Annotated in this window: 10 protein-coding genes and 1 pseudogene; 6 read left to right on the top strand and 5 right to left on the bottom strand. The window is 68.6% G+C overall.

Features of this window, described 5'->3' with window-relative positions; translation table 11 throughout:
- Window positions 1-6 precede the first annotated feature (6 nt).
- The 5 genes and pseudogenes from GR168_RS07400 (at window position 7) to GR168_RS07380 (ending at window position 5603) form a co-directional block, all read left to right on the top strand.
- Window positions 7-1412 (top strand): annotated as a pseudogene (locus GR168_RS07400) (LLM class flavin-dependent oxidoreductase).
- Window positions 1409-2452, top strand: coding sequence for an ATP-binding cassette domain-containing protein (locus tag GR168_RS07395; protein WP_058250788.1), 1044 nt, complete (start codon window positions 1409-1411; stop codon window positions 2450-2452). The pseudogene GR168_RS07400 and the gene GR168_RS07395 overlap by 4 nt, the downstream one beginning before the upstream one ends.
- Window positions 2449-3156 carry a methionine ABC transporter permease gene (locus GR168_RS07390; protein WP_058250789.1) on the top strand — a complete coding sequence of 236 codons (708 nt, stop codon included), beginning with the start codon at window positions 2449-2451 and terminating at the stop codon, window positions 3154-3156. Before GR168_RS07395 ends, GR168_RS07390 begins: the two co-directional genes overlap by 4 nt.
- Window positions 3157-3243: 87 nt before the next feature.
- Window positions 3244-4182, top strand: a complete 939-nt coding sequence (locus GR168_RS07385) for a MetQ/NlpA family ABC transporter substrate-binding protein (RefSeq protein ID WP_058250790.1) — start codon at window positions 3244-3246, stop codon at window positions 4180-4182.
- Window positions 4183-4265: 83 nt separating this feature from the next.
- Window positions 4266-5603: a YibE/F family protein gene (locus GR168_RS07380; protein WP_058250791.1), complete on the top strand. Its 1338-nt coding sequence runs from the start codon at window positions 4266-4268 to the stop codon at window positions 5601-5603.
- Window positions 5604-5618: 15 nt separating this feature from the next.
- Here the strand turns inward: GR168_RS07380 and GR168_RS07375 are convergent, their stop codons facing one another.
- From GR168_RS07375 to GR168_RS07365, 3 genes are all read right to left on the bottom strand, one after another.
- The gene (locus GR168_RS07375) at window positions 5619-6464 is read right to left on the bottom strand and encodes a hypothetical protein (protein ID WP_175404287.1); all 846 of its coding nucleotides are present in this window, start codon (window positions 6462-6464) and stop codon (window positions 5619-5621) included.
- 162 nt (window positions 6465-6626) lie between these two features.
- Window positions 6627-7571: a hypothetical protein gene (locus GR168_RS07370; RefSeq protein WP_058250793.1), complete on the bottom strand. Its 945-nt coding sequence runs from the start codon at window positions 7569-7571 to the stop codon at window positions 6627-6629.
- On the bottom strand, window positions 7571-9151 hold the full coding sequence (locus GR168_RS07365) for a serine/threonine-protein kinase (protein WP_058250897.1): 1581 nt from the start codon (window positions 9149-9151) through the stop codon (window positions 7571-7573). Before GR168_RS07365 ends, GR168_RS07370 begins: the two co-directional genes overlap by 1 nt.
- Window positions 9152-9367: 216 nt before the next feature.
- Between GR168_RS07365 and GR168_RS07360 the strand changes: the two genes are divergently transcribed.
- Complete coding sequence (locus tag GR168_RS07360; RefSeq protein WP_159370424.1) at window positions 9368-10603, top strand: TerD family protein; 1236 nt, start codon at window positions 9368-9370, stop codon at window positions 10601-10603.
- Between the two features lie 24 nt (window positions 10604-10627).
- On the opposite strand, the gene GR168_RS07355 is transcribed toward GR168_RS07360, so the two are convergent.
- Both GR168_RS07355 and sfnG read right to left on the bottom strand, forming a co-directional pair.
- Complete coding sequence (locus GR168_RS07355) at window positions 10628-11878, bottom strand: SfnB family sulfur acquisition oxidoreductase (protein ID WP_058250795.1); 1251 nt, start codon at window positions 11876-11878, stop codon at window positions 10628-10630.
- A complete protein-coding gene (gene sfnG / locus GR168_RS07350) occupies window positions 11875-13002 on the bottom strand; it encodes a dimethylsulfone monooxygenase SfnG (protein WP_058250796.1) in 1128 nt (375 codons plus the stop codon). Before sfnG ends, GR168_RS07355 begins: the two co-directional genes overlap by 4 nt.
- Window positions 13003-13036: the final 34 nt, after the last annotated feature.

Below are 13036 nucleotides of genomic sequence, written 5' to 3'. Positions count from 1 at the left end.
TTCGACATGAATTGCGTTGCGCACCAGTCACCGGGTCTGTGGCGCCACCCCGACGACCGGTCGTGGGACTACAACACCATCGACTACTGGGTCGACCTCGCCCGCTTGCTGGAGACCGGCGGATTCGACGGTCTGTTCATCGCCGACGTCCTGGGCACCTACGACGTGTACGCCGGCAACGACGAAGCCGCCATCCGCCAGGGTGCGCAGATCCCCGTGAACGACCCGCTGTTGCTCGTCTCGGCGATGGCGCACGCCACCGAACACCTCGGCTTCGGGGTCACCACCGGTACGGGTTTCGAGCATCCCTACCCCTTCGCACGGCGCCTGTCGACGCTGGACCACCTCACCCGTGGCCGGATCGGCTGGAACGTGGTGACGGGATACCTGCCTGCGGCAGCCCGTAACATGGGCGCCGACGATCAACTCGAGCACGACGAGCGCTACAACCAGGCCGATGAGTACCTCACCGTGCTGTACAAGCTCTGGGAGGGTTCGTGGGAACGCGACGCGGTCCTCCGCGATCGCGAGGCGGGCATCTTCGCCGACCCGGCCCGGGTCCATCACATCGGGCACCGCGGAAAGCACTTCACCGTGCCCGGCATTCACCTCGCCGAGCCGTCGCCGCAGGGTTCACCGGTCATCTACCAGGCCGGGGCCTCGCCTCGCGGCCGACGTTTCGCCGCGGAGAACGCCGAGGCCATCTTCGTGGCCGCGCCGACCAAGGCCATCCTGCGTGATGTGGTGAGCAAGGTGCGCGACGAGCTGATCCTGGCCGGACGCGACCCGTACGACGCGAAGATCTACACGCTGCTGACGATCATCACCGACTCGACTCCGGAGGCAGCCCGCGCGAAAGCCGCGGAGTACCAGTCCTACGCCAGCACCGAGGGTGCGCTGGTCTTCATGTCGGGCTGGATGGGCATCGACCTCGCGAGTTACGAGATCGACGAACCGATCGGCAACGTGCAAGCAACGCGATCCAGTCCGCGGTCGCCGCTTTCCAGCAGGCGAGTGACACCGGCGAGGAATGGCGCGTGCGGGACATCGCGGCGTGGGGCGGCATCGGCGGAATGGGTCCGGTCCTGATCGGCTCCGGCGACGAGGTGGCAGAAGCTCTGCAGGACTGGGTGACCGAGACCGACGTCGACGGCTTCAACGTCGCCTACGCGGTGACCCCCGGATCGTTCGAGGACATCATCACCCACGTGGTGCCCGCCCTCGAGCGGCGCGGACTCTACGACCGGGACTACGTCCCGGGAACCCTGCGCCACAAGCTCTTCGGGCGTGGCGATCAACTGCCGGAGAATCATCGCGGGTCCACGTACCGGGTCGGTGGGAGCAACTCGACCATCGACGATTCGATCAGGGAAGCCGCTCAGCTCACCAGCGCGAACGGGGGCCTCCGGTGATCGAGGTGGTGGGGTTGACGAAGGTGTTCGGTGTCGGTTCGCCCGACCCGACGACGGTGCTCGACGAGGTCGACTTCACTGTCGACGCCGGTGAGATCTTCGCCGTCGTCGGCCCGTCCGGCGCCGGCAAGAGCACGCTGGCCCGGTGTCTGAATCTGCTGGAACGTCCGACGTCGGGCAAGGTCGTGGTCAACGGGGAGGATCTCACCGCACTGGGCACGTCGGGCCTTCGCGACGCCCGGCGCCGGATCGGCACCGTGTTCCAGTCGGCGAGTCTGCTGTCCCGGCGAACCGCGGCGCAGAATGTCGCTTTGCCTCTCGAATATCTGGGTGCGACAAAGCGATCGACCACGGCACGCGTCGGCGAACTTCTCGATCTGGTCGGCCTTGCCGACAAGGCGGACCTGTATCCGCATCAGCTGTCCGGCGGTCAGCGGCAGCGCGTCGGCATCGCTCGGGCCCTCGCACTCAAACCTTCCGTCCTGCTGTCCGACGAAGCCACCTCGGGTCTGGATCCCGCGGCCACGGACACCTTCTTACGGCTCCTCACCGACGTTCGGGACGAACTGGATCTCGCGGTGGTGTTCATCACCCACGAGATGGACACGGTCGTGCGGGTCGCCGACACCGTCGGCCGTCTCGAACGCGGCCGCATCGTCGAGCACGGAAGACTGGAACATGTGGTCCTGGAACCGGATTCGGTTCTGGGACGGGCACTCCGGCCGCGCGGGCCGAGTGCGCAACCGGCCTCGGCCGAAACCCCGATCTCGGTGGTCTACCACTCCGCGACGGTCCCCGCGGACTGGTTGACCCAGCTGGGCAGGCGACTCGACATCTCGATCTCGGTGCTGGGCGCCAACGTGCAGACCATCGACGGCACCGTCTTCGGCGATCTCACCGTGTCGGTGCCGACCGGACACGCGTCGGAATTCATCGGCGCCGCGGGTGAACTAGGCCTGGCCGCGCGCCTTCTCGACGCCACCGCGACCGCGGGCGGTACCGCCGTCGAGACCGTCACCGGCTCCGAGGTGGCCGCGTGAGCACCACGTATTCGGCGAACATCACGGTGCCGCTCGACGAGATCCCCGACCTGCTCATCCCGGCGGCCATCGGCACGGTCCTGATGGTGAGCATCGTGATGGTCGTCGTCCTGGTGGTGGGAGTCCCGCTGGGCGCACTCATCCACAACCTCGCTCCCGGCGGGCTTTTCGCACGACGCTCGTTGCACACCCCCCTGTCGTGGGTGATCAGCATCGGTCGGTCGTTGCCCTTCCTGGTGCTTATGACGGCGATCATCCCGTTCACCCGCCTGGTCACGGGCACGAACATCGGCATCGCCGCAGCGGTGGTACCGATGTCGATCGCCGGCATCGCCTTCTTCACACGCATCGTCGAGAACTCGCTGCGGTCGGTCCCGGCCTCGACCATCGACGTGGCACGTGCGTCCGGCGGATCGAACGCCCAGATCATCTGGAAGGCACAAGTTCCCGAGGCGCTGCCGAGCATCGTCGGCGGACTGACGATCAACACCATCGCGATGATCGAGTACTCCACGATCGCCGGCACCATCGGCGCCGGCGGACTCGGATACGTGGCCGTGACCTACGGCTACCAGCGATTCGATCAGGGAGTCATGGTCGCCACCATCATCGTGCTCATCGTGACGGTGGCCGTGATCCAGGTCGCCGGCGACGCCCTCGCCCGCAGCCTCAACCCGGTCACGTCCCGCCGGGTCAACCACTGAAGAACCACAAAACCGCCGGCCGGCTCTGCTCCCTGAGCGGCGGAGCGCCCGTCACCGCATCACCCAGCCACACCCGAAAGGCACCCCATGACACAGGACACCGGTTCCACCACCGGCACCTCATCGAAATCCGGCGAGACTCCCTCTCCGCCCGGCAGTTCCGGAATCGAGATCTCGACACGTCGCCGCTGGCCGCTGATCGTCGGCGCGCTGGTCGTGGTCGCCGTGATCGCCGCCGTCGTCGGCTGGCGCTTCCTCGGGTCCGACTCGACGTCGCCCAACGAGACCGCCGGTGCGACACTGACCGTCGTCACCGCCGAGGGCAACGCCTCCGAGCAGGCACTGGTCGAGTTCATCGCCGACGAGGTCGCACCCCGGTATGACATCAAGGTCGCATTCAAGGGCCTGTCCGACTCCACGACGCTGAACCGTGCGGTCAGCGACGGGGAGGTCGCGGGCACCGTCTATCAGCACAAGCTGTGGCTGTCGCAGGTCCTCGAGGCGAACCCGGACTTCCAGGAGGAAGCCGCGACGCCGGTGTTCCGCTGGGGATTCGGCATCTGGTCGGACAAGTACCGCGACGTCGCCGACCTGCCGCAGAACGCCCGCGTCTCCCTCTACTCCGATCCCGCGAACGAAGCCCAGGGACTCTGGCTGCTCGAACGCGCCGGACTCATCACGCTGAAACCAGGCGTGGACAAGTGGAAGGCGACCCAGAAGGACATCGCCACGAATCCGCGGAACCTGCAGTTCGTCCTGCTCGACTTCGCCGCCCAGTCGCGCTCGCTCGCCGACCTCGACGCCACCGTGGGCTACACCGAGTACTACCTCGCCGCGAACATCGACATCGCCAAGCAGATCTACGCTCCGCCCGCTCCCGACGAGTTCGCCGGGCAGCTGACCATCGGGACGCAGTGGAAGGACACCGAGAACATCAAGAACCTGGTCGCCGCGTTCAAAGACCCTGCCGTGCAGGAATTCCTGCGGACCGATCCGCGGGTCAAGGGCATCCTGCTGCCCCTGTGACCAGCGTCGGCACTGCTGCACACCCCATCACCGCACCCGGGTCGCCCATCGCGACCCGGGTGCGGTGCGCATAGGCTCACCGCGTGAGCCGCACACATCACGGGCACGGTCATGCGCACTCGCTGTCCGACATCAGCCACACGCTGTCGCCGATCGCCCGGTGGTTCGTCATCGGCACGCTCGCGGTGACCGCGGTCGCGGTCGCGGTCGGCATGGTCGTCCTGTGGCCGTCGGATTCCGAACACCCGATCCCCACCCAGTTCCGGTCCGCCGACGGCGGGCCGATCACCACGGTCGACGGCGAGATCGTGGACCAGTTCCATGCGAATTGCCTCAACTCGGTGGCGGGATCAGTGCTCGAGACCGCCGACATACCGGTGAATCCGGTGCCGGGTGGGCCGTGCATCCTCAACGCGGTCCGGTTCACCTCCGGTGACGTGGCCGGCCAGTACACCGTCCTGGAGATCCCGACCAACCGGGCACAGGCCGGATCCGGGCCCGACACCGTGGCCCCCGCCGCCGGCACGCTCGACGACCCCCAGGCCGGCCAGCCGACGTTGAACGCCGGTGACGACATCCGGCTCGCGACCGTTCCCGGCCCCGACGGCAGCGACCGGTACAGCTTCTTCGACTTCCAGCGCGGACCGGCGATCATCTTCTGGGCCGTGCTGTTCATCGCCGCGATCGTGCTGGTGGCGGCGTGGCGCGGGTTCCGCTCGATCATCGGGCTGGCGATCGCCTTCGGGATACTCACCGTGTTCACGCTGCCGGCCATCCTCGACGGGTCGTCCCCTGTCGCGGTGGCGGTCGTGTCGTCGGCGGTGATCCTGTTCGTGGTCCTCTACCTCGCGCACGGTGTCAGTCTCCGGACCAGTTCGGCTCTGCTCGGGACGCTGACCTCCCTGCTGCTCGCGGGATTCCTGAGCTGGCTCGCCATCCGGACCATGAACCTCACGGGGCTCTCGGGCGATCAGACCACCAATCTGCAGGTGTATCAGGGCAACATCTCGGTCAGCGGTCTCCTGCTCGCCGGGTTCATCATCGGCACCCTCGGTGTTCTGAACGACGTCACGATCACCCAGGCCTCGGCGGCCTTCGAACTGGCCGCGGCCGGCGAACCGTCACGGCTCGCGACCTTCCGCGCCGCGATGCGCGTGGGCCGCGACCACATCGCGAGCACGGTGTACACCCTCGTCTTCGCCTACGCGGGCAGTGCGCTGCCGCTGATGCTGCTGTTCTCGGTGGCCCAGCAGCCGTTGGGCGGACTGCTCACCACCGACGTCGTGGCAGTGGAGTTGGCCCGCTCGTTCGTCGGCGGAATCGCGATCGCGCTGTCGGTTCCGCTCACGACGGCGATCGCCGCCGCGCTCACGACCCCGGCGGGCGCGGGACGTACACCGGCCGCGCACGCCGCGGCCTGAGGTCACGGCCCGCGATCAGCATCGACCCTTGGGGAGGTCGGCCAGGTTCTTTCCGAGCCAGTTGCCGAGCCGGGTCAGCATCTTGGTCCCGTCGGTGAACGATCCACTCCGCGGGATCGCCGCCATCGACACCGCGACCTGGCCGCTGGTCGTGGTGATGATGCCCAGTTGCCGCACCAGATGCGCCGACGACTTCGACGTCGCCGGACCCCAGCCGCCCTTGACGGCGGTCACCGCTCCCTGACTGCGCCCCACCTTCGCGATACCCCACTGCTGATTCGGGGCGACGGCGCTCATCAGCCGGATGAGGTGTTCGCTGTCGGGCAGACACGGCAGGTGAGCGCCGAAGATCGCCTGGTCGCGTAACGCCCACGCGGTGTGACCGGGGTACGACGGGGGGTTGTCGACCTCAGAGGACACGTGCGTCCGGACGTCGTGGCCCTCACGGAGAACCGCACTGACAGCGTCGACGGACGCGTGCCCGCCGCCGAGCACCCCCCACAATTCGCCGGCTGCATCGTTGTCGGAGAAGGTGATCGCCTTGTCCTCCATCGCGGCGACCGCGGGACCGCGCTTGCGCTGCGCGGCGAGCGACACCGGAACCTTCATCGTCGACCATGCACGTCCCGATTTGAGCGACCCGAGGGAGATGACCTCGTCCCCGCCGACGGGCACGATCGCGATCCCGAGCTGGCCGGGCAAGGACTTCCGCATCGACTTCGTCAGTGCGGCATAGCTCTTCGCGAGCTTCTTGTCGAGCGGCTCCGGTGGCTTGAACCACGTGGCGAAGGGTTCCGGCAGTGGCGGCAACACCGGGAGCGGTATCGCCGTCGCCGAGCCCGCGCCGATCACCATCGACATCGCCACCGCGCAGAACACCACGCCGATCCTGGTCACAACTTTCACATCTGTCTCCTGAGTCACTTCAGACACATGAGACTAGGGCGGTTACGCACCAGGGACCAGGCTGTATACCCAATCGGAACCTTGCTGGGACCGGGGTCACACCGCTTCGAGGACCGGTCAGGCGGAACAGCGGCCGCGCGGAAGACGGGCGAGGTTGGTGTCGAGCCAGTTCGCCACCGAATTCAGCGCGGCGATACCCCCCGACATCGAGCCCCCGACCGCGCTCATCGCCACCGCCGCACGTTGGCCGTCGCGGAAGGTGAGAATTCCGATCTGACGGACGAGGTATCCCTCGGAAACTCCCGGACCCCAACCACCCTTCACCGCAGTTGCGCGGGGCGCCGGCATGATCTCGATTCCCCACTGCTGATTGCCGCCCACCTGACCCATGAGGGCGACGACCTGTCGCGAACCCGAGATGCAGGGCAAGCCGGCGGTGAACGTCGCGGCCCCCGGCAGCGACCACACCGTCTGCCCGAACACGGTGAAACCGGCACGACGCTGCGTCGCCGGGACCACCGTCGTGGTGTCACCGCCGTCCCGCAGCACCGCGGTGACGGCGTCGGCTGCCGCCTGTCCGCCGCCCAGCGAGGACCAGAGGCTCTCCGCGGCGGCGTTGTCGGAGTCGACGATCGCCGCCCGCGCCGCCGGGCCCGGGCCGTTCGCCCGTTCTGCGGCGACCGCGAGCGGGACCTTGATCGTCGACCACGCCACCCGGGGTGTCGCATCGCCGAGGGTGAGCCCGGGGACGGCCGACCCACCGACCGGTGCGATCGCGATGCCGACCGTCAGTCCGGTCGACGCGGCAACCCTGCGGAAACTCGCCGCGAGGCCTCCATACGACCCGGAGGCGACGGCCGCCGACGACGTCGGGATGTCTGTAGCGCGTGCGGCGGGTGTTGACGCCGATGGGTCGGCGGTCACCGTGACGGTGACCGGCACAACGGGTTTCGGGTCGGATTCGGTCGAGCAACCGGCGAGGAGCGCGAGCGCGCCGAGCACGACGATGCAGCGGTTCCGCCGAGTCCGCGTGGGCCACAACGGCCGTCGGGTGGTGTCCATCAGTAGATGTGCACCAGGGCGTCATTGCCTCCCCGGCACGCGACGATCCCGCCTTCGGGAACGCAGTTCATCGCATAGGCCTGCCCGGTGACCGGGCTGACCGCGACCACGACGCGCGGCGACCGTGGCGCACCCGCTCCCACATACGCATCGCGCACCGCGAACGCGAACGGGCAGCTGGTCACCGATGTACCGATCCCGACCGTCGCATCGCACGGACTCGAACCGGGCGGCGGCGCAGCCGGGGCCGGCGGCGCCGGCGGAACGTTCTGGACGGTCGGCGGGGGCGCCACCGTCTCGGTCACGGTCGGTGTCGTCGGCTCCTCGTCGGCCCGGGTCTCGGCATCGTCACCCGAGCCGGCGATCAGGACGCCGCCGAGGACGGCGAGCCCGACGAGTGCCACCGCGATCAACCCGATCAGCACCGGTATCGCGACCGAGCGTCGCTGCGGCGGCGGATAGGCGGGCGGATACCCCGACGGCCCGTACACCGGCGGACCGGGTTGCGGTCCTGCGTAGTTGTGCGCCCCCGAGAACTGCTGCGGCCCCGAGAACTGCTGCGGCCCGGAGAACTGCGTGGTCCCGGCTCCGGCCTCGGGGCCCGTCGTGTGCCGCACGAGGGTCGGTTCGTACCCGGGGTCGGTGGGCGCGATGACCGTGTCCGGAGCGCGGACGACACCGGTGGGTGCTTCCGGAGGCGGTGGCGACGCCTTGACGAGATCCGGCCCCGGCCCCGGCCGGACCCCCTCCACTCCCCCGGCGAGCGCGCTGCGAGCCGCGCGGGCGAGCGCGACCGCGGAATCGTGACGGGAGGTGGGATCGGCGGCCAGGGCCGTGCGGATCACCTCGTCCATCGCCGGCGGGACGTCGGCGTTGACCGCACTCGGCGACGGGGCCGGTGACAGTACGGCCGCCTTGATCGCCGCACTCACCGTCTTCGCCGGATGCGGCACCCGCCCGGTCAGGCACTCGAAAAGCACACAGGCCAGGGCGTAGATGTCGCTGGCCGCGCTGACCTGGGCGGCGTCGAACAACTCCGGGGCCATGTAGGCGATCGATCCCACGGCCGTCCCGGTCTGGGTGAGGTGGGTGTCCTCGGCGGCATGCGCGATGCCGAAATCGACGAGATACGCGAAGTCGTTCGCCCCGACCAGGATGTTCTCCGGTTTGATGTCGCGGTGCACGAGCCCCTCGGCGTGTGCGGCGTCGAGCGCCGCGGCCACCTGTTCGATGATCGACACCGCGCGTTCGGGCGGGAGCCGCATCTCCTGCGTCAGGAGCGCGCGTAGATCTTCTCCGACGACCAACCGCATGTCGATGAACAGCACGCCGTCGATCTCGCCCCAGTCGTGGATCGGGATGACGTGCGGTTCGCCGAGGCGGGCCGCGGCATGCGATTCCCGGCGAAACCGTTCCTGATACATCGGATCGTGTGCCAGCCCGGGGTTGAGCAGCTTCAGCGCGACGACCCGGTCCTTGGTCGTGTCGTATGCGCGGTAGACCTCGCCCATCCCACCGCGGCCCAGTAGTTCGTCGAGGCGGTACGGCCCGAACTGTGTGTTGACCCGACTCCCAGCCATACGCAGGAGCATATGTCGGTAATCGGACATCGTCTGTCGACCACTCGATTGCACCTTCCGAGTACAGGTGTCGCGTCGGGCCCCGAGCCCGCGCCGTCGCGTGACTACGCTGTGCCTGGTGACGCCGTCCACCCGGACGGCACGGACTCGGCCCGCTCGCTCCGCTCCCGGCGCCGATACGGACTCGGCCCGACTGATGTGAGGAAACGCCCGGAGATGTCTGCTCTGACCAAAGGCCAGAACGGCCCGTTGCCGACCCCCGATGTCATCGTCTCGGTGGACCTCGCGACCGCCGCCGACCTGTCGGCCCTCCTGGTCACCGACCGGGCGGTGGTGCGTACCGACGACGACTTCGTCTTCTACAACCAGCCGACCGGGCCCGGCGTCCGGCTGGAACAGGCCGCCGCAGGTTCTGCGCGTCTGCACATCTCGACCGCTCGAGTACCTGCCGACATCGACGCGGTCCGCGCGGTCATCACGCTCGACGACGCGTCGTCGACCTTCGGCCGTTTCGCACCGCCGGTCGCTCACGTCACCGACGAAGCGGGCCGGCCGCTGTACGACTTCACCGTCACCGGCCTCACCAGCGAGTCGGTGGTCATCGCCCTCGAGGTGTACCGACGCAACAGCGAGTGGAAGGTACGTGCCGTCGGTCAGGGATACGCGGGCGGTTTCGCCGACCTGGTCCGCGACCACGGGGTGAGCGTCGACGACGAGCCGCAACCGATACCCGCCCCGCCCGCGCCGATCAGCTACTCGCAGCCGTCGGCTCCCACTCCCCCGGCACCCGCGCCCCCGGCGGCGGCGCCCACTCCCGCGCCCCCTGCACCCGGACCGCCTGCTCCCGCACCCCCGGCGCAGCCCGCCGAGGTCAGCCTGCGCAAGGGCGCCCCGGTGAGCCTGGCGAAAGGCCAGAAGGTCACCCTCCGCAAGGAGGGTGGCGTGGCACTCACCGACATCCAGATGGGACTCGGGTGGGATCCGGTGCGCGGCGGATTCGGGCGCCGGGGCTCGATCGACCTCGACGCCTCGGTGCTCATGTTCTCGGGCGGGAAATGCGTCGAGACCGTCTACTACGGTCACCTCAACAGCAAGAACCGTTCGATCCTGCACTCCGGCGACAACCTCACCGGTGAAGGCGAGGGCGACGACGAGGTCATCCGCGTTGCGCTGCAGTCGGTCCCACCCCAGATCGACGCGTTGATGTTCATCGTCACGTCGTACCGGGGCCACACGTTCGAGAAGATCGAGAACGCCTACTGCCGGCTCGTCGACGAGACGACCTCCGCCGAGCTGGCCCGTTACACCCTCAAGGGCGGGATGCCGTTCACCGCGGTCGCGATGGCGGTCATCTCCCGCGACGGCGGCGAGTGGAAACTGCGTGCGATCGGCGACGGTTTCAACGCGAAGACCCCGAAGAAGGCCGTGCCGCTCGTCGGCCGCTACCTCTGACGCCGACGCCGGACGCCCCCGCGGTCAGATCACGCCGTGCAGGGGCGGCTCCTCGCCGCGCAGAACCCAGCGCCCGATGTGCTGGTACTTCCATCGCACGGGGTCGTGCAGCGTGTGCGTCCGGGCGTCGCGCCAGAAGCGATCCAGCCCCCCACCACCGGCGGCACTGCGGGTCCCGCTCACCTCGAACAGGGCCGACGCCACCGAGGGGGCCACCCGGTCGGCCACCACCTTCGCCGTCGCGACTGCGATCGAGGCCTCCGCGACCAACTCGCGCGAGGACGATTCCGGGGTACCTCCCACTGCCGCGTCGACTCTTCGACCGGCCGCGGCGAGGGTCGCCTCGGCGGTCGCGACCTCGACCTCCAACTCGCCGAAGCGCTGCACCAACAGCGGATCATCCACTGCCCGTTCGACATTCGCCTCGAACCACGGTCGCGACTTCGTACGCACGAACTCCGACGCCGCGCGCAGCGCACCGCGGGCGATACCGACGTCGATCGCCACATGGAGCAGCTGGGCGAAGGCGCCGTAACCGGTGGGCGCCGATGTTGCCGGTGCGCGCGCCACCAGATCCGCGAGACCCACGCCGACCCCGCTGAACCGGACGGTCCCCGAGCCGGTCGTGCGCTGTCCCACCGCATCCCAGTCGTCGACGATCTCCACGCCGTCGGCATCGGCCGGGACGAACGCCACGTACTCCCCGGGCGCGACGTCGCCGACGGCGACGTCCAACCGCGCGAGGACGGCGAGGGTGTCCGCGAACAACGAACCGGTGCAATAGAACTTCTCACCGTCGAGGACGAATAGCGTCGATGCTCGATCGGCCACCGGACTCAACCGTGTCGAGATGTCGGCGATGGTCTTGCCGCCCCGCTCGGACTGAGCGTTGGCCACCCGTCCGCCGGCGAGGACGTCGGCGAAGATGCGCTCCTGCAACACTTCTCCCGCGGACAGGCGGACGAGGTTGAGGTAGACGAAGTGGCTGTGCGGGATCTGCGCGATGCTCGCGTCCGCGGCGGCCAGGATGGACACCACCTCGGCGAGCGCACTGGGACGCAGGTCGAGACCACCGAACCGAGCCGGGACGGTGAGTGCCAGCAGCCCCGACTGCGACAGACGGTCGATCTCGGCATGGGGCAACCGACGTTCGCGGTCGCGCTCGGCCGCCCCGACCGCGAATTCGGCGGCCAGTTCGCGCGCGATCGACAGCGCCTCGGCCTCGGACCCGATCCGCACGGCGGACCGGACCCGCGCCTGGCTCACTGCGGTCACGCCACTCCCGCAGGCGTCGGGGCGGTGTCGCTCTGGGCGCCCTCGATCTCGCGCACCAGAGGCAGCACCTTCTCACCGAAGTACTCGATCTCCTCCTGGAAGTGCAGGAAGCCGCCGAGGATCAGGTCGACGCCCAGACGCTTGTAGGCGACGATGCGTTCGGCCACCTGCTCCGGGGTGCCGATCAGCTGGGTCCGGAAGCCGTCGTTGTACTGGACGAGGTCCTCGAACGACGAGTCGGCCCACATGCCCTTCTTGTCGCCTGTCGAGTTCCCGGCCTGCTGGACGGCGTCCCGGAAGCCCTCCACCGCAGGGCGATTCGCCTTCTCGACGATCTCGCGCAGAGTGTCGCGGGCCTCTTTCTCGGTGTCCCGCGCGATGATGAAGCCGTTGAGCCCGAACTTCACCTCGCGCTCGTGGGCACGTGCGACGGCGCGGAGGTCGTCGAGCTGCTCGGTCACGCCGTCGAAGTCCTTGCCGTTGGAGAAGTACCAGTCCGCGTACCGTCCGCCGTTGTTGCGGGCGGCCGAGGAGTTCCCGCCCTGGAACAGCTCGGGGTTCGGACGCTCGACGGTGTTGAGCGGCTTGGGCTTCAGCGTGAAGTCGTGGATGCGGTAGAAGTCGCCGCGGTAGTCGACCTCGTCCTCGGTCCAGATCTTGCGGATCACCTCGAGGAACTCTCCGCTGCGCCGGTACCGCTCGTCGTGCTCGAGCCACGGCTCGCCGAGGTGGGTGAACTCGTCCTTGAACCAGCCGCTGACGACGTTGATCGCGAAGCGACCCTTGGACAGGTGGTCGGCGGTGGCGCCGAGCTTCGCCAGGACGGCCGGATGCCAGAGCCCCGGGTGCACCGCCGCGATCACCTTCAGCCGCTGCGTGGCGAGCAGGAGCGCGAGGCTGAAACTGGTGGATTCGTGCTGGTATTCGGCTCCGTAGCTTGCCTCGTACCGCACCTGCGACAGCGCGTACTCGAAACCGTTGTTCTCGGCGGTCTGCGCGAGTTTGACGTTGTAGTCGTAGTCCCAGCCGGTGCGTTGCTCGATGGTGCTGGTGACCAGGCCACCGCTGACGTTGGGCACCCAGTAGGCGAACTTGATCTGGTCCGCGATGGACTCGGTGGACATGGCTACCTCCGCGAGGTGTCGGTTACATGGCGAG

It is taken from the genome of Gordonia sp. JH63, assembly GCF_009856645.1.
Taxonomy (GTDB): domain Bacteria; phylum Actinomycetota; class Actinomycetes; order Mycobacteriales; family Mycobacteriaceae; genus Gordonia; species Gordonia hongkongensis.
Note: the sequence above shows the minus strand (reverse complement) of the source record. Positions and strands in the feature narration are given on the sequence as shown.